We start from the raw sequence: 16,722 nt of genomic DNA, 5'->3' as shown, positions 1-16,722 counted from the left end.
TATAGCTGTGGACGATGCCGGAGAGCGTTTTCATCGAACAGGGCAGGATAGCCATTCCGTCGGTTTTAAACGAGCCGGAAGAGATGCTGGCGGCAATATCGCGCGCGTCGTGCACCACATCCGCCATTGCCTGTACGTCGCGAACCGAATAGTCGCTTTCCAACGCCAGCGTCTGCCGCGCGGCCTGGCTCATCACCAGATGTGTTTCCACCCCGTCGACCTGTTGCAGTATCTGCAGCGTGCGAATGCCATAAATCACGCCACTGGCGCCCGAAATGCCGATGATAAGTCGTTTCATAATAATCCTTAACCTTCCTGGGGCCGGCACAAAAAAAATGGGCCGGAATGGCTTCCGACCCATGATACCAGGAAAGCGGCGAGTGCATCAGCCCTCGTTGTGCATTTCCAGATTTTCCACTTCGTTCTGGCGCGCCAGTGCTTTCGCATCGTCATTGCGCAGCGACTGAATATGTTCCAGGTATCGCTGATCGACATCTTTCGTCACGTAGACACCGTTAAAGACCGAACATTCAAACTGGGCAATGTCCGGATTTTCTTCACGTACCGCCTCGATCAGATCGTCCAGATCCTGGAAAATCAGCGCGTCAGCTTTGATAAGCTTACAAATCTCGTCCACTTCCCGGCCATGTGCAATCAGCTCGGTCGCGCTTGGCATATCGATGCCATAGACGTTCGGGAAGCGGATTTCCGGCGCGGCCGAGGCCAGATAGACTTTTTTCGCCCCGGCTTCGCGCGCCATTTCGATAATCTGTTGCGAGGTAGTACCACGCACGATGGAATCATCCACCAGCAGCACATTTTTACCCCGGAACTCCGCCCGATTGGCATTCAGCTTGCGGCGAACCGCACTGCGACGCTGATGCTGTCCTGGCATAATAAAGGTGCGGCCGACGTAGCGATTTTTCACAAACCCCTGACGGTAGGGCTTGTCCAGAATGCGCGCCATTTCCAGTGCGATATCGCAGGAGGTTTCCGGAATCGGGATCACCACGTCAATATCCAGATCTTCCCATTCGCGGGCAATTTTTTCGCCCAGTTTGGTGCCCATGCGCACGCGAGCACTGTAAACGGAAATTTTGTCCAGGAAAGAATCCGGGCGAGCAAAATAGACATACTCAAACAGACACGGGTTACATTTCGGATTTTCTGCGCACTGACGCGTAAACAGCTGGCCTTTTTCGGTGATATATACCGCTTCGCCAGGCGCAACGTCGCGCAGGAACTCAAAGCCCAGCGTATCCAGCGCCACGCTTTCGGAAGCCACCATATATTCGTTGCGGCCATCCTTCATTGCTCGCTTGCCGATGACCAACGGGCGAATGCCGTTAGGGTCGCGAAAAGCGACCAGGCCGTGGCCGATAATCATCGCGACGCAGGCGTAAGCGCCGCGTACATGCTGATGCACCGCCGCAACGGCCGCAAAAATATTCTCTGCTTCCAGCGGGTAGTGCTGAAAACGATCCAGCTCGGTGGCGAAAATATTCAGCAGAATTTCTGAGTCAGAGGTGGTGTTAACGTGACGGCGGCCGCTTTCAAACAGCTGCTTGCGCAGTTCGTGGGCGTTGGTCAGGTTACCATTGTGCGCAAGCGTAATGCCGTAGGGCGAGTTAACGTAGAAGGGCTGCGCTTCGGAAGCGCTGGAGCTTCCGGCGGTCGGGTAACGGACGTGGCCGATGCCCATATTGCCCTGCAGACGCTGCATATGGCGGGCTTCAAACACATCGCTCACCAGGCCATTGGCTTTACGCAGGCGGAAGCAGTTCAGGGCATCAATGGTAACGATGCCTGCGGCATCCTGGCCACGGTGCTGCAGCACCGTTAACGCATCATAAATCGACTGGTTGACCGGCATAAAACCGGCGATCCCGACAATACCGCACATGTAGTCATTTCCTCATAAGCCGCAACCCCGGCTCAATTACCGGGGTAAAAAACTCGACGTGCTGTTCAGGTAGTCAAAAAACCACCTGATAATATAGCTAAACTGGGGAATCAGCTGGGACTGCTGCCAGTCCTGACTTTTGGCAAAACCGGTGAAGGTATCAAGGAAAAACAGCATAGCCGACACGATCAATACGCCGCGTAATGCCCCGAAACAGACCCCCAATACCCTGTCAGTTCCCGACAGCCCGGTTTTTTCAACCAGCGAACCAATAACATAGTTGACTATCGCGCCAACAATCAGCGTGGCGATAAACAACGCCGCAATGGCGACTCCATTTCGAACCAGTTCGTTCTCAAAACCTGTGAACCAGACAGCAAGGAAGGAGTAGTAATGACTGGCGACAAAAAATGCGCAACCCCAGGTGACGAGAGAAAGTGCTTCCCGAACGAACCCGCGGATCAGGCTGACAAGAGCCGAAAAACCAATAACCGCAATAATGACGTAATCTATCCAGACCATGAACTCTTCCAGCGACTGTGCCTCTGATCAGGCTGCTTCCCTGTGCTGTATGCCGCATCGGCACAGGCATTACAGGGACAAAACCTGAGTTCGGGGCGAATTCTAACAGAAAAAGAAAACGTTTGCGTAGCTTTTCCTTAACCGTCCTGATGAAAACCGGGCGCCAAAAAAACCAGCAAGAAACCGGCAAAAATGTCGGGGAAACAGGCTGGCTGGCCCACCACGGCAACAATTTGATTTACTTGATCTTACGGGCCGCCGCCTCGCCTGAAAAGGCCAGGCGGCGCCCTCACTTCACGGCCTGAAAGGCCCCACCTCTTTCAGCGATAGCAACAGCCTAACGCGCGCTGTAAGGCTTCACTACGCCGCTTAGCCCGGAGATGCCTTTCAGCTCGCCTACGGCTGCCTGCATTTTTGCTTTTGAGGCGTCTGGCCCAACGTAAACGCGCGTAATCTGCCCTTGTACCGCCGTCGACGGCACCGTAAAGGCGCGGTAGCCGGAAAGGCGCAGTGAGGCGACAATTTCGTTCACTTTGGCCGCGTTTTTCAGCGCCCCCAGCTGGACGACCCAGGCCTGCCCTGCCGGTGCGCTTTCCTGCTGTGCCGGCTTCGTTTCTGTTTTCGGTTCCGTTTTCGGTTCCGGCTTTGGTTCCGGCTTCGGTTCCGTCTTCACAACAGGTTTAGGTTCCGGCTTCGGCTTCTCTACCGGTTTTGGCTGCGCTTTTGGCTTTTCGACCGGTTTTTGGGTAGTCACGTGACTGACCGGCGGCGGTGAGACGACCGTCGGCTGGTTGCCCGCCTGCGGTGCGGTAGAACCGCTTTCGGCCTGCGACGTATTTTCGCTGGTCTGGCCCGCAACCGCCGTACCCGCCCCTTCCGGTGGCTGGGCAGGCAGCGACTGCGTGACCGGCGGCACCATATCGGTGTCCTGCTGGTCGCCAGGCTTGGGCACCAGCGGGATCGCAGCGAACTCCTCTTTATAGTGCTTTTTCTTGCCGTCCAGCAGGCCCGGCAGCACAATCACGCCCAGCGCCACAATGATCACTGTTCCGACCAAACGATTTTGAAACTTACTTGCCACTGCCACTCTCCGTTTCCATCGTTTCCATTACCTGCGCGACGGTGTGGAAAGAGCCGCACACCAGCACGATATCCTGCTCACCGGCCTGCCGCCGCGCCCGTTCAAAAGCGGCCGACACGCTGGTAAAAGCCTGTGCGCCGGGCAAATGCGCCAGCAGCTGTTCTGCGGTTGCCCCTCTTGGGCCTGCCAGCGGTGCGCAGTACCAGTAATCCACCTGCGGCGCCAGACAGGCCAGCGTACCGGCAATATCCTTATCGTGCAGCATTCCCACCACCGCATGAACTTTCCCGGTTTTCGGCAGCTCGCTCAGGCGCCCGGCCAGATAGCCAGCCGCATGAGGATTATGCGCAACATCCAGAATAATGCGCGGCGATTGGGCAACGGTCTGAAAACGACCGGGCAAAACAGCTTTATCCACCCCATACAGGGTGGCGTCATCAATTTTTAATGATGAAGCACGCAGGGCAGCCAGCGCGGTAGCGGCATTCGGCAGCGGTATCTGGGGCAGCGGTAACCCGCTCAACGTGCCCTGCGCATCGGTAAAGCTCCAGTCATGTTCGCCAACGCTGTAAGACCAGTCGCGACCGCGCTTCAGCAAGGGCGCACCCAGCTCGTCTGCCACTTCGCCAATAGTATGCGGCATGTCGGGTTCTCCGACGATGGCAGGCCTGCCGCGCCGAAAGACGCCCGCTTTTTCCCGACCGATACTTTCCCGATCCGGGCCGAGCCAGTCGGTATGGTCGAGCGCGATGCTGGTGATGACCGACACGTCGGCATCAACGATATTAGTTGCATCCAGCCGCCCACCCAACCCGACTTCCAGGATCGCTACGTCAAGCTGAGCACGCTTAAATAGCAAGAGGGCAGAGAGCGTGCCGTATTCAAAATAGGTCAGCGAGGTATCACCGCGTCCTTTCTCAATATCGGCAAAAGAAGCCGTATGGTCAGATTCGGCTAACTCAAGCCCCTGAATGCGCACACGTTCGGTATAGCGCACCAGATGTGGCGAACTGTAGACGCCCACGCGGTAGCCTGCGGCCATCAGCAGCGTTTCCAACAGGCGGCAGGTGGTGCCTTTGCCATTGGTACCGGCGACGGTAAAAACAAACGGAGCAGGTTTAAGAAGGTCTAGCCGTGCGGCGACGCGCTGAACGCGCGCCAGCCCGAGTTCGATAGCCTGAGAATGCAAATTCTCAAGATAATGAAGCCACGTGACCAGAGGCGACGTGGCTTGAGGAAGAGTATCCATGTATCCCGTTCACAAGTTACGGTTCATTGGTGAAAGGGCGACGGGCGCCCTTTCGGTCATCGGTCAGGCTTCAGGGCCTTGCGGCGCCTCTTCTACCTCTTGCACCCGCTCTTCCTGCGGCTGTGGCAGATTCATCATCTTCGCCAGCACGCAGGCAAGCTTGAAGCGCATTACCGGACGACGCACGATCATATCGATAGCGCCTTTTTCGATCAAAAACTCGCTGCGCTGGAAGCCCGGCGGCAGTTTTTCACGCACGGTCTGCTCGATAACGCGCGGGCCGGCAAAGCCGATCAGCGCTTTAGGCTCAGCAATGTTCAGATCGCCGAGCATCGCGAAGCTGGCGGAAACGCCGCCCATGGTCGGATCGGTCAATACTGAGATATAAGGCAGACCGCGTGCCTGCATTTTCGCCAGCGCGGCGCTGGTTTTTGCCATCTGCATCAGCGACATAAGCGCTTCCTGCATACGAGCACCGCCGGAAGCGGAGAAACAGATCAGCGGACAATTGTCTTCCAGCGCCTGCTCAACGGCACGCACGAAGCGGGCACCCACGACGGAGCCCATGGAGCCGCCCATAAAGGTGAACTCAAATGCGGCTGCCACAATCGGCATCCCGTGCAGCGTCCCTTTCATCACGATCAGCGCGTCTTTCTCGCCGGTATCTTTCTGCGCCGCGACCAGACGGTCCTTGTACTTTTTGGAATCCCGGAACTTGAGCACATCTTTCGGCTCCAGCTCGCTGCCCAGTTCGATCATCGAACCTTCGTCCAGCAGACTGTGCAGACGGTCACGTCCGTGCATGCGCATGTGGTGATCGCATTTCGGGCAAACTTCCAGATTGCGTTCCAGCTCGGCGCGGTAGAGAACCTGGCCGCAACTGTCGCATTTGGTCCAGACGCCTTCCGGAATGCTGGCTTTGCGCGAGGGGGTGATTGTGCTCTTGTTGAGAATCTTTTCAATCCAGCTCATTGATGACCTGTTATGTTGTTTATTGTGCTAAATCAGATACTTAACACAGATTATCGCCTGAGAATTAGGCGGTATTACACCATAAAATGCCCCATCGCGCTACAAATTCATCAACGGCTTACCGGCGGCCGGAAAGGAATATTTTGTCGCCGCTCAAGCGCTTATCTGCCCGGCCTGCGGTCAGCATCCGGCTGCTGGCGCTGACAGCCGTTCTGACTCTCCCTTGATCCATTAAGCTTGTTTACCGGCCGACGCGTGGTGAGAGCGCAAAAGAGCGGCACAATGCTGTCCGGTATCAGACAGGTTCATTCCCTTTCGCGGAAGTTTTTATTTTTTCCATTCCGCCAGCCGCTACAAAGGAGAATAACATTTCCCTCTGATTTATAAGCATTTTTCCTCCTATTTGCATTGCCTTTCCTTTCACGCCGTATTCAGCGCCCTGGCCTGCACGAGGCATCCTTTTAAAAAAGTGCTGTTGGTAACGTCAGCCAGGCTGCGGATGGGCGACAAAATAAAAGTCCGGCAAATGCCGGACCAGAGGATAAAACAGAGTAGAAATGGAAGCTAAAAGGTCGACAGATTACTGCGATTTTTGCTGGCGCGCCGCGCGGCGATGGCGTAACACTTCCACTATGCCTGGCAAAACCGAAACCAGAATGATGGCGATAATCAGGTAATGCAGGTTTTGCTGGATCGCGGGCAGATTGCCAAAAAAGTAGCCTGCATAAGAGAACAGCACCACCCAAAGCACGCCACCCGCTACGTTGAAGAGCGAAAAATGGCGATAGGACATTTTGCCCATGCCGGCCACGAACGGGGCAAAAGTGCGTACGATGGGCACAAAACGCGCCAGGATAATCGTCTTGCCGCCGTGGCGCTCATAGAACTGATGGGTTTTGTCCAGATAGCTGCGGCGGAAAACTTTTGAATTCGGATTGCTGAACAGCTTATTGCCAAACAGGCGTCCGATAGTGTAATTCACCGCATCGCCAAGGATAGCCGCCACGCAGAGCAGCAGCGCCATCACGTGGACGTTTAGCGCACTGTCTGGTATCGCTGCGAGCGCACCCGCCACAAACAGCAGCGAGTCGCCAGGCAGGAAAGGTGTGACTACCAGCCCCGTCTCGCAAAAAAGAATCAAAAACAAAATGGCATAAATCCAGATGCCATACTGTGCAACCATCGCCTGCAGATGCACATCAATGTGCAAAATAAAGTCGATGACGGTGTGAATCACTTCCATACAGATTCCTTAATGGGTTAATCCTCGAGGAACAGCGGTCCCATCGGCGGACGTGGTAAATTATAATGTTCCGGGTAATCGACCGCGACCAGATAAAGTCCTTCGGCCCGCGCTGTCGCTGCCGCCAGCGTGCGATCTTTCGCCGCCAGTAGCTCGGCCATCCAGCTTTCCTGCTGATTTCCACAGCCTATTTCCAGCAGGCTACCGACAATGTTGCGCACCATGTGATGCACAAAAGCATTGGCCTTAATATCCACCACCACATAAGCCCCGTGACGACTGACATTAAGGTGTATGACGTTGCGCCAGGGCGTGCGCGACTGGCACTGTACCGCGCGAAAAGAGGTAAAGTCGTTTTCGCCCAGCAGTGCCTGCCCTGCCCGCTGCATTTTTTCCACGTCCAGCGGATGGTAAAAATGCGTTACGCCACCGTGCAAAATGGCCGGACGCAGGCGCCGGTTATAGATGATGTAACGATAACGCCGCGCCGTGGCGCTGAAACGCGCGTGGAAATCTTCCGCAACCGGCTTCACCCAACGCACGGCGATGTCATCCGGCAGATTGGCATTAACGCCCAGCGTCCAGGCAGCGTCCTTGCGCAGCGAGGTGGTTTCAAAGTGCACTACCTGACCGGTACCGTGCACGCCTGCATCGGTCCGGCCCGCGCAAAACACGACCACTGGATGATCGGCGACTTTAGAGAGGGCTTTTTCCAGCTTCTCCTGCACGCTCCTGACTTCCTGCTGGCGCTGCCAGCCGTAATAGCGGCTGCCGTCATACTCAATGCCCAGCGCCAGCCTGTACGTTTCTGCCACCGACATTACCAGAAGTACTCCTGTACCAGCTTCTCAGCGGTTTTCACCGCCATCAACGCGCCGCCAAAGCGCACGTTGTCTGCGACCGACCAGAACTGCAGCATCTCCGGGATGCCATAGTCGTTGCGTACGCAGCCCAGGCTGAGCTGCGCGTTACCGGACGCATCGCCAACCTGAGTCGGATAGTCGTCTTCTTCGGCAAGGGCGATATCTTCCGCCTGCATCAGCGCTTCGCGCGCTTCTTCCGCCGACATCGGACGCAGGTTTTCGACGTGCACAATTTGCGCATTACCGTAAAAAACCGGTGCCTGAACAGTGGTTACCGAGATCGGCAGCCCTTCATCCTGCAGCACTTTGCGCACCTGATCGATCAGGCGACGCTCCTGCAACACGCTGCCTTCTGCATCCGGCAGCAGCGGCAACATGTTGAAAGCCAGCTGACGGCCAAAAAAGTTCTCTTCCGCCGGCATGCCGTTCAGCAGCCGCGCGCTTTCGCCTGCCAATGAGTCCACGGCCGCCTTGCCGTGCGCCGAAGCAGCAATCAGGCTGGTCACCTGCAAACGGCCCAGGCCCGCCTGATCCACCAGCGGCTTGATGGCGCAGAGCAGCTGGCTGGTGACGCTGTCGGCCACGCTGATGATATTGCGGTTGCGGTAGTCAGCCAGCGCCTGTGGATTGACATCCGGCACCACCAGTGGGACGTCCGGCTCCAGCGCGAAAAGATCGCTGCTGTCGATGACCAGGCAACCTGCGCTGGCAGCCTCTTCGGCATAGCGCGCCGAGGCTTCGCGACCGGCCGCGAAAAAGGCCAGCTGCACCTGCGACCAGTCGAACTCGCTGGCGTTATTGACCAGCAGCGTTCTGCCTTCAAAACGCAGGTTTTCGCCTGCGCTGCGTTCACTCGCCAGCAGATACAGCTCACCAACCGGGAACTGACGCTCGGCCAGTAAATCCAGTACTGCTCTCCCTACTGCGCCTGTCGCGCCCAATAGCGCAATGTTCCAGCCGTCAGACATGTTGGTTTACTCCAGATAATGTACATAAAAAACAGAGGGCGGTGACGACACCGCCCGACGATTCAGAATTGTTCGCAGCGGGCGGCACGTCCGAAGTCCGGACGTGCCGCCTGAAATTTTTAGCAATCCGCCTGCCAGAACGCGCTAAAACCCAGCGCCGACAGCAGCGTCGCGGTGCTCGTGTTATCGCACTGCACGCGCAAAGAGGACCATTCGCGGCGTTCCAGATAATTTTTGCGCAGGCGATCGAATTCGCCCGGCACGGCAGCCGCTTTTCGCAGCGGCGCGTCGTCGCGGCGCACATCATACACCAGATGCACCAGTCTTTTCAGCGTCGGCTGATCCAGCTCGCCACGCAGCGTTATCTGTCCGAATTCCGGCGCGGGCAGCAAAGTGTCCAGCGCCACCTGCTGCGGCTCGCCCAAAAACTGCGTCCAGGCTTCAAAGACCTGGGTAGTGCCACGCGCTTTCCCTTCCAGGGTGTAGCCGGCAATGTGCGCGGTCGCGATATCCACTTTCTCCAGCAGCGGCAGGGAAAGTGCCGGTTCCGGCTCCCAGACATCCAGTACCACGCTGAGATCGTGGCGCGTTTCCAGCACTTTCAGCAGCGCCTGATTGTCTACCACCGGCCCACGACAGGCATTGATCAGAATAGCGTTGGGCTTCAGTGCCAGCAGCAGCGTCTCGTTGGCCAGATGGAGCGTTTTATAGTTACCCTCTTTATACAACGGCGTGTGAAAAGTCAGGATATCGGCTTCCGCCGCGAGCTGTGACAGCGGCAGGAAGTCCCCTTCATCGCCTCGATCGGCGCGCGGAGGATCGCAAAGCAGGGTGCGGATACCGAGCGCCTGAAGACGAGCCTGCAGGCGGCCGCCAACGTTGCCGACACCAACAATGCCAACGGTGCGGTCTTTCAGTGCGAAACCGTCGCGCTCCGCCAGCAGCAGCAGCGCAGAAAAAACGTATTCCACCACGGCGATGGCGTTACAGCCAGGCGCCGCCGAAAACGCGACTCCCTGTTGTTGAAGAAAAGCCTCATCAATATGATCGGTACCCGCCGTGGCCGTGCCGACAAATTTTATCGGTTTGCCGCTTAACAGTTCCGCATTCACTTTGGTCACGGAGCGCACCATCAGACCATCGGCGTCATCCAGTTCGGCCTGTGGGATGGGACGACCGGGAACGGCCACGACATCGCCTGTCCGGCTAAACAGTTCACGCGCATAGGGCATGTTTTCATCAACGAGAATTTTCACAATCGGGGTTCCTGCTCGGTAACAGTGAGGGACAGTATTCTGCCATAAAGGCGGGAAAGGGATAAGCCCGCGGTGCGACGAGCCGTTGGATGCCTTACTTAAAGATCATTTTTTCGTAGGGCTTTTTGCGGCAGGCTGCCAGCCGCTGCGGCAAATCACCAGCGTGAATTTCCAGCTTATGGCCGTCAGGATCGAGAAAGTAGAATGAATCCCCTTCGCTGCGGTTTTCTTTCCAGCTTTTCACGCCTGCCTGCTGAAGACGTAACGTAACGGCAGTAAAATCCGCTGCATCTACCGTAAAGGCATAATGGGTGTAATCGCTCTTTTCCGCGGGGCGGATTTCCCGGGAAGGATCGTAAGAAAGGCACAGCCACAAAGACCCGCAGCTAAGGTAAGCGCCGCTTTGCCAGACGGCATGAACCTCCATCTGCAGCAGCTCCTGATAAAATGTGAGGCTGGCATGAATATCCGTAACGGCCAGCGTTAAGTGATTCAGCCCTTTAAGCATGATGGGTTACCGGTTGATGCGCGTAATAAGCACGCGGGTTTTATGGCAAGCTTTGTCCTGGCACACCTCGCCAAACCATAGCTGGCCGCTGTCGCCTATCATCACTCCCTGGTCCCTGGCGAACAGCTCTTCATATTTCTGAGCGCTGATAACGTGCACCAAATCGGGGGTGAATACGCTGCTATAATTTTTCTGTAGCATTGCTGGCGTACGCCAGGTGGTCACTTTTCCTTTTAAGCCGACCTTAAGCGGATAAGCGATCATAGTTGCCACTTTCGCCTGGTCCTTTGCCGCCACCGCCTGTTGCAGATCGCTAAGAAAATCATGGTACTTCTGATGCGAGCCAAACAAAAAGTCCAGGCGCCGATCCACTTCCTGCGCCGTGGCTGAATAAGCGTTTCCTACACCAGTGAACAGCGTTACCAGTAAAACAGCCAGCCTGATGTTCATTTTACACTCCTTGAAATGCTTCAGGTGTCAGCCTCTGGCCGGCTTGCTTCAGGCTTAAGCCAGCGCTCATGCCAAAGACGATGCGTCTTCAGAGGCGATCGAAGATGGCTGCCAGCGACGCATCTTCAAGCTGTTGATACAGCGCAAACTCGTTAATTACCGGGCAGCCCAGCGCCTGTTCAAAAGCCGCCTGATTAGGATTGCCTTTGCCCACTGCTCCCCTTTCGCTTCCCAGATTCGACTGGAAAATGCCCGCCGCGCTGACCGGCAAAAAATCTTCATACACGATGGGTCGGGCCTTTATCTTGCCCTGGACAACCAGATTGTCCAGCTGTTCACGGCTGGCCTGCGGCGGCAGCGTCGCCCCCGGCAGTAGCTGATAGCGAAAATAACCCAGTTTCTGCCGCCGGAGCTCGTGTTCATCATCCGGGAATGCGGCAAAGTTGGCGGTCAGCCCACCCACCTTCTCCCCTGTCGGTTGTTGTAACAGCCGGTCGTAAAGCGCACGGCCTGCGGGCGTCAGCGCCAGCCCGCGCTGTTCAATTTCGCCAAAGCGTGCGGTGTGTCGGCCTTCACTATTATCGGTAAAAGTGATGTTTTCACTCAGCGCCTTAAAGCTGGTCTGCCGCAGTAAAACAGGCACGCGACGCGGTGGCGGCCCTTCAATACTCTCTTTCGGCACAATCTGATAAGCGGGCATCAGCTGCTGGACGGCATCAATATCCAGCGTGCGTGGCGTAAGATGATTAATATGTGGCCCTTTAAAAGAGACCACATCCGCAATCAGGCGGTGCTGATCCAGCAGTGACTGATAGGTCGCCACATCCACCTGCGCTTCGCTGTGCCACTGGAAAGTTTTCAGCGCCTCTGCGACAAACGTCTCTGCCTGATCGGCGGTTAAGCCTTGCTGGCCTTCTCCTGTTTCGATCAGTTCCAACAGCCGCGGCGTGAAAATGGTGCGCCGCTCGAGGATCTGACTCACTTTCTGTTTTAAAGCGGCATCATCAATCAGTTCAAGGCGCAGCAGCGAGGTAAATACGCGGAAAGGATTATATTGCAGCGAGCGCTCATCGACAGGGCGAAAAGCGGTAGCGTGCACCGGCACGCCAGCCGCAGAAAGGTCGTAATAGCTGACCGGATACATGCCCATGACCGCAAACAGTCGGCGCATGGTCATCAACTCCTCCGCTTTGCCCAGCCGAATAGCGCCGTGCCGCTCAACCTCCAGTCGGTTCAGCTCCCGGGCATTATCGTCGTCCGCAAAGGTGTCGGGATGGGTCTGCAGGTAGCGGGTGTTGACCTCTTTCACTATCTGCAACAGCGTCCGGTACTGAGGGACTTCCTGCTGGTACATCAGCGACATCGCTTTAGAAAAGGCGTCACGGATGGCATCGGGCGAAATAAACTGAGTCATAGTCTGGCCTTATGATAGAGGAAGGTCATTGCGCTTATTCAGCGCAAGCCTTCCTTCAAGCATAGCGGCCAGCGTCAGGTTGTTCCCGCTGTTTTTTGCCTTCGTGTGACCTGTGCAGCAGTCAATTCGCCGCCCTTTGTGGGGATGGCGCTCGCTGGCTATCGTTACCGCATTGTCTGTATCGCGCGGGGTTGCATTTTACTACCAACCTTTTGCGTCTGCGCCGTGCGCCGCCGTGTTACAACGAAACTCAGCATTAACATGATAACGGCTACGGCAGCAGTCATCAGCGTCTCATAACGGTAATCTGGTGACATAAACATATAGCCCAGCACCACTAAAATGATGCCGATTGTGAACAGCGTCAGCCAGGGAAACAGCCACATTTTAAAAGCCGGCGTCTGGCCGCTGCGTTCCAGTTTACGGCGCATAATCAGCTGCGAAACGGCAATGACCAGATAAACCAGCAGCGCGATAGCGCCGGTGGTGGAGAGCAGGAAGTCGAACACTTTTCCGGGAAAAGCGTAGTTAGCAAAACAGCCTGCAAAACCGGCCAGCGTTGAGCTGAGTACGGCAAAGCGAGGCACGCCCCCTGCGGAGAGGCGGGCACCCGCCTGGGGAGCATCACCGCGCTGCGCCAACGAGTAAAACATGCGGGAAGCAGTATACAGCCCAGAGTTCATGCAGCTGCAAACCGCGATAAATACCACGGTGCTGACCAGCATCTCCGCCCCCGGCAGATGCAGTACGTTTAGCGCGTATTGAAAGGTTCCCTGTTCTTTCAGTTGTGGATCGTTCCAGGCAACCAGCGAGACTACCAGGAAAATCGACAGCAGATAGAACAAAGCAATACGGTAAACGACCAGGTTAGTGGAGCGACGGATCTGTTGCCCGGGATCTTTTGACTCGGCGGCAGCAATGGTGACGATTTCTGCCCCAAAAAACGAAAAGATGGTGATCAGCACACCGGAAAGCACTGCGCCACCTCCGTGCGGCATAAAACCACCATGAGCCCACAGGCCGGATACGCCGCTGACGTGTGCCAGAGGCCAGTAGCCCGCAATCGCGGCGATACCCACGGCAATAAAAGCCAGGATAGCGACAACTTTTATCAGGGAAAACCAGAACTCGAACTCGCCGAAGTTTTTCACATTAAAAAGATTGGTGCAGGTGAGAAAGGTCATAATAGAAAGCGTATATACCCAGGCGGGTACGGCGGGCAAAGCGCTATGAAGGATGTTCGCGCCCGCTATCGCCTCGACCGGGATCACCAGCACCCAAAACCACCAGTAGAGCCAGCCTATCGTAAAGCCTGCCCAGGGCCCCAGCGCCCGTGAGGCGTAGGTGGAAAAAGAGCCGGAATCAGGCTGCATAACCGCCATCTCTCCCAGCATTCTCATCACCAGCAGCACCAAAAAACCCGTTAATACATAAGAAATCAATATAGCCGGACCGGCAGTGGCAATAGCGCTCGCCGAGCCGATAAACAAACCGGCACCAATAATACCGGCGATAGAAATCATGGTGATCTGGCGACTGGATAATCCATCGCCTAGCGTAGACTGTGGTTTTACTGAATAACCCATCATCATTCCTGCCTTTGAGTTGAGGACGTTAGCGCTTTTCTCCTGTGCAAATTCCCTTTTTTCAGTTTTACCGTCATAAAACTGTCATTTCCTGAATTCAGTCTGTACGTTGCCGAAAAAGGAGTAAAAGGATTCAGGACGCTTCGCCATAGCCTTTTCTTATTTCCCCTTCAAGCGCATTTGCAGCAAAAATTTCACCGGCGCCAGCCAGGATTACTCAATTTTTGCTTATCAATTCAGGATAGCCGGATAAAAAGCCAGCCAGCAGTAATAAAGGTGATTTATTTGAAGTCGCACACAGGTAAACTCTCGGTTCTTATTACTTATTCAGGCCTGGCAATGAACTTTCTTTATCCTTTGATGGCGGTACTCATCTGGTCTTTTAACGCCATCGTTAGCAAAGTTTCGGCTAACGTTATCGATCCTGCCGCTATCTCCTTTTATCGCTGGCTGATAGCGCTGGTGGCGCTGACGCCCTTCGTGCTGCCTGCAGTGTGGCGCAATCGGGTGCAGGTCAGGCAGCAGGCGGGAAAGCTGCTGACGTTAGGACTGCTCGGCATGGTGCTTTATCAAAGTCTTGCCTACTACGCCGCGCACAGCGTCAGCGCACTCTCGATGGGTATTCTGGTTTCGCTGATCCCTTTGCTGACGGTGCTGATCAGTATTGTGTTACTGAAAGTGGCGCCTACGCTGGGCATTCTTATCGGCAGCGTGCTCTCTTTTAGCGGGCTGGTGTGGCTGATTAGCCAGGGCAATCCCGGACGGCTGCTGACGCAGGGCGCGGGCGTGGGCGAGCTGATGCTGTTTGCTGCTTCTACCTCTTACGCGCTGTATGGCGTGCTGACTCGTCGCTGGGCGATTCCGCTACCGAACTGGCAAAGCCTCTATGTCCAAATCGTGTTTGGCGTTCTGCTGCTGTTGCCAGGCTTTTTGCTGGCAAAAGATGTGTCGCTGAATGCGCATAATCTGCCGCTGGTCCTGTTTGCCGCGCTTCCGGCTTCTATTATCGCGCCTTTTTTATGGATCCAGGGCGTGATGCGAATGGGGGCCAGTACCGCCTCGATTTTTATGAATCTGACACCCATTTTTACCGCCATCATCGCCGTGCTTTTTTTGCATGAAAAGCTGCACAGCTATCACTTTATCGGCGGAGGGGTTACTTTATGCGGCGTGATCCTGGCGCAGCGGCTGCGTACGCCTCTACGGACCGGGAAAGCAGCGCGCGTGAAGGCCGATTCCTGAAAAATAATCCGCCGTGCGGTGCGTCGCTACTACCTATCGCGTAACGGGATTGTTATCATAGCTAATCCCCCTTTTTTCCGGCGCTTTCCGGACAGTGTTGAGTTAAGGATTTTGCCATGCAACCTCTTAATGGCCCAGGCGCGCCATTACCCGGCGAACGAGCGACGGTCGCTGACACCGGCCGAACCGGACCGGGCGATCAGCCGCTGACCCCTGCTCAGCGCACCACGCTGGAAAGGCTGATTGTCAAAATCATGTCGCTCAGTTCGTTAAAGGCCCCGGAGCTTTGGGCCGGACTTCGCCATGAAGTAGGCGTAAAGAACGATGCAGGTCTGTTGGCGCGCCATTTCCCGGCGGCAGAGCAGTTCCTTAATACGCGTCTTTCGCAGGTACAAAATACGCACGCGACCCGACAGCTGTTCCAGCAGCTGAGCGATCTGCTGCCTGCAGGCAACAACCGCCAGGCGGTGAGCGATTTTATTCGCCAGCAGTTCGGCCATACCGTGCTTAGCTCGCTGAATCCTGAACAGCTGCGTCAGGTACTGACCATGCTGCAGAATGGCCAGATGGCGATCCCGCAGCCACAGCAAAATCGCGTTACCGATCGTTCGCTGCTTCCTGCCGAGCATCACGCGCTTAACCAGCAGGTTGCCCGCCTGGCGGCCGTCACCGGTGAACAGCCGGTGAAGCTATGGACGTCCGTACTGAAGGTGGTCAATCTGCACAGTGGCGATCCCATTCCTTCGCGCCTGTTTCCGCTACTGACACAGTATCTGCATGTCAGCCAGACGCTGAGCCAGCAGCCTGCGCCAACGCTCCATACGCTGCTTGCCTCGCTGAAGGTGCCTTCCGATCACGCCGAGCAGCAGATGTTGGAAGAGGCCAGCCAGCAGCGTTTCCAGCTGCCGCCGCAGGCTGTTTTGACCGCAGCCCAGGCTCAGGACTTAATGAATCTGCTGTTTGCGCGTCGCGCAGAGCGCCTGAAAGAGATGCCGCTGGCCGATAGCGAAATCCATCCGCAGCCCATTATTTCCGGTTACGTGCCAACGGTGTTAAGACCGCTGGCAACCCGACCGGCCGTGGCCGCCTTTGCCGCGCTGGTCCTGTTTATTTTCCTGCTGTGGCTTTTTCTGTAAGTCAACAGCCGCACGCCTGCACATCCTGTCGCGGCCAGCTGCCCGCTTCTTCTCCCTGCGCGACCGGATGACGGTCGCGCAGCCAGAAATCTAATCCGCCGATCAACTCTTTTACCCGCAGGCCCGCTGAGGCCATTTTCCATGCGCCTTTGGTCGAGCCGTTGCAGCCAATACCGTCGCAGTAGGTCACATAAACTTTACTGTCATCCAGCGCTGCCAGCGTTTCTGCGCTCATAGTGCGATGAGGGAAGCTTATCGCGCAGGGGATGTGTGCGGTCAGGTACTGTTCTGTCGAGCGGGTATCAATAACTACGATATCCGTGATGCCG

17 protein-coding genes are annotated in these 16,722 nt (G+C 56.0%); 2 read left to right on the top strand and 15 right to left on the bottom strand.

Annotated features, from left to right (window positions below):
- The 14 genes from RTK32_RS03250 to RTK32_RS03185 all read right to left on the bottom strand — a co-directional run.
- The coding region (locus RTK32_RS03250; protein WP_312042078.1) for a flavoprotein at positions 1-298 on the bottom strand (298 nt) is incomplete at its 3' end.
- 87 nt (positions 299-385) lie between these two features.
- A complete protein-coding gene (gene purF, locus RTK32_RS03245) occupies positions 386-1,903 on the bottom strand; it encodes an amidophosphoribosyltransferase (RefSeq protein ID WP_312042077.1) in 1,518 nt (505 codons plus the stop codon).
- A 36-nt stretch (positions 1,904-1,939) separates the two neighbouring features.
- Positions 1,940-2,425: a colicin V production protein gene (gene cvpA, locus RTK32_RS03240; RefSeq protein ID WP_312042076.1), complete on the bottom strand. Its 486-nt coding sequence runs from the start codon at positions 2,423-2,425 to the stop codon at positions 1,940-1,942.
- A 337-nt stretch (positions 2,426-2,762) separates the two neighbouring features.
- Entirely contained in the window at positions 2,763-3,506 is a 744-nt protein-coding gene (dedD, locus tag RTK32_RS03235; RefSeq protein ID WP_312042075.1) for a cell division protein DedD, read from the bottom strand.
- Positions 3,496-4,755, bottom strand: a complete 1,260-nt coding sequence (gene folC / locus RTK32_RS03230) for a bifunctional tetrahydrofolate synthase/dihydrofolate synthase (RefSeq protein ID WP_312042074.1) — start codon at positions 4,753-4,755, stop codon at positions 3,496-3,498. Before folC ends, dedD begins: the two co-directional genes overlap by 11 nt.
- Before the next feature lie 63 nt (positions 4,756-4,818).
- A complete protein-coding gene (gene accD, locus RTK32_RS03225; RefSeq protein ID WP_312042073.1) occupies positions 4,819-5,727 on the bottom strand; it encodes an acetyl-CoA carboxylase, carboxyltransferase subunit beta in 909 nt (302 codons plus the stop codon).
- A gap of 580 nt (positions 5,728-6,307) precedes the next feature.
- Positions 6,308-6,970, bottom strand: a complete 663-nt coding sequence (locus tag RTK32_RS03220; RefSeq protein WP_312042072.1) for a DedA family protein — start codon at positions 6,968-6,970, stop codon at positions 6,308-6,310.
- A 17-nt stretch (positions 6,971-6,987) separates the two neighbouring features.
- The gene (gene truA / locus RTK32_RS03215; protein ID WP_312042071.1) at positions 6,988-7,791 is read right to left on the bottom strand and encodes a tRNA pseudouridine(38-40) synthase TruA; all 804 of its coding nucleotides are present in this window, start codon (positions 7,789-7,791) and stop codon (positions 6,988-6,990) included.
- Entirely contained in the window at positions 7,791-8,801 is a 1,011-nt protein-coding gene (locus RTK32_RS03210) for an aspartate-semialdehyde dehydrogenase (protein WP_312042070.1), read from the bottom strand. Before RTK32_RS03210 ends, truA begins: the two co-directional genes overlap by 1 nt.
- Before the next feature lie 119 nt (positions 8,802-8,920).
- Positions 8,921-10,057, bottom strand: a complete 1,137-nt coding sequence (pdxB, locus tag RTK32_RS03205) for a 4-phosphoerythronate dehydrogenase PdxB (protein WP_312042069.1) — start codon at positions 10,055-10,057, stop codon at positions 8,921-8,923.
- A gap of 94 nt (positions 10,058-10,151) precedes the next feature.
- Entirely contained in the window at positions 10,152-10,565 is a 414-nt protein-coding gene (fos, locus tag RTK32_RS03200; protein WP_312042068.1) for a fosfomycin resistance glutathione transferase, read from the bottom strand.
- 6 nt (positions 10,566-10,571) lie between these two features.
- Positions 10,572-11,015: a hypothetical protein gene (locus tag RTK32_RS03195; protein ID WP_312042067.1), complete on the bottom strand. Its 444-nt coding sequence runs from the start codon at positions 11,013-11,015 to the stop codon at positions 10,572-10,574.
- Positions 11,016-11,103: 88 nt separating this feature from the next.
- A complete protein-coding gene (locus RTK32_RS03190; RefSeq protein ID WP_312042066.1) occupies positions 11,104-12,429 on the bottom strand; it encodes a VOC family protein in 1,326 nt (441 codons plus the stop codon).
- A 164-nt stretch (positions 12,430-12,593) separates the two neighbouring features.
- Positions 12,594-14,015: an amino acid permease gene (locus RTK32_RS03185; protein ID WP_312042065.1), complete on the bottom strand. Its 1,422-nt coding sequence runs from the start codon at positions 14,013-14,015 to the stop codon at positions 12,594-12,596.
- Positions 14,016-14,354: 339 nt separating this feature from the next.
- Between RTK32_RS03185 and RTK32_RS03180 the strand changes: the two genes are divergently transcribed.
- The gene (locus tag RTK32_RS03180) at positions 14,355-15,257 is read left to right on the top strand and encodes a DMT family transporter (RefSeq protein WP_312042064.1); all 903 of its coding nucleotides are present in this window, start codon (positions 14,355-14,357) and stop codon (positions 15,255-15,257) included.
- Between the two features lie 116 nt (positions 15,258-15,373).
- Entirely contained in the window at positions 15,374-16,393 is a 1,020-nt protein-coding gene (gene flk, locus RTK32_RS03175) for a flagella biosynthesis regulator Flk (RefSeq protein WP_312042063.1), read from the top strand.
- A 1-nt stretch (position 16,394) separates the two neighbouring features.
- On the opposite strand, the gene RTK32_RS03170 is transcribed toward flk, so the two are convergent.
- Positions 16,395-16,722 (bottom strand): rhodanese-like domain-containing protein (locus RTK32_RS03170; RefSeq protein WP_312042062.1); only part of this gene is annotated, 328 nt, incomplete at its 5' end.

The sequence above is a fragment of the Erwinia sp. genome, from assembly GCF_031978025.1.
GTDB lineage: Bacteria > Pseudomonadota > Gammaproteobacteria > Enterobacterales > Enterobacteriaceae > Erwinia.
This window is presented reverse-complemented; position numbering and strand designations above follow the sequence as displayed.

Bases quoted from the DNA above. Each gene is read 5' to 3' on its own strand.
- fos (WP_312042068.1), bottom strand. From the start codon at position 10,565: ATGCTTAAAGGGCTGAATCACTTAACGCTGGCCGTTACGGATATTCAT.
- RTK32_RS03185 (WP_312042065.1), bottom strand. From the start codon at position 14,015: ATGGGTTATTCAGTAAAACCACAGTCTACGCTAGGCGATGGATTATCC.
- RTK32_RS03210 (WP_312042070.1), bottom strand. From the start codon at position 8,801: ATGTCTGACGGCTGGAACATTGCGCTATTGGGCGCGACAGGCGCAGTA.
- RTK32_RS03180 (WP_312042064.1), top strand. From the start codon at position 14,355: ATGAACTTTCTTTATCCTTTGATGGCGGTACTCATCTGGTCTTTTAAC.
- RTK32_RS03220 (WP_312042072.1), bottom strand. From the start codon at position 6,970: ATGGAAGTGATTCACACCGTCATCGACTTTATTTTGCACATTGATGTG.
- cvpA (WP_312042076.1), bottom strand. From the start codon at position 2,425: ATGGTCTGGATAGATTACGTCATTATTGCGGTTATTGGTTTTTCGGCT.
- purF (WP_312042077.1), bottom strand. From the start codon at position 1,903: ATGTGCGGTATTGTCGGGATCGCCGGTTTTATGCCGGTCAACCAGTCG.
- flk (WP_312042063.1), top strand. From the start codon at position 15,374: ATGCAACCTCTTAATGGCCCAGGCGCGCCATTACCCGGCGAACGAGCG.
- RTK32_RS03190 (WP_312042066.1), bottom strand. From the start codon at position 12,429: ATGACTCAGTTTATTTCGCCCGATGCCATCCGTGACGCCTTTTCTAAA.
- RTK32_RS03195 (WP_312042067.1), bottom strand. From the start codon at position 11,015: ATGAACATCAGGCTGGCTGTTTTACTGGTAACGCTGTTCACTGGTGTA.
- accD (WP_312042073.1), bottom strand. From the start codon at position 5,727: ATGAGCTGGATTGAAAAGATTCTCAACAAGAGCACAATCACCCCCTCG.
- truA (WP_312042071.1), bottom strand. From the start codon at position 7,791: ATGTCGGTGGCAGAAACGTACAGGCTGGCGCTGGGCATTGAGTATGAC.
- folC (WP_312042074.1), bottom strand. From the start codon at position 4,755: ATGGATACTCTTCCTCAAGCCACGTCGCCTCTGGTCACGTGGCTTCAT.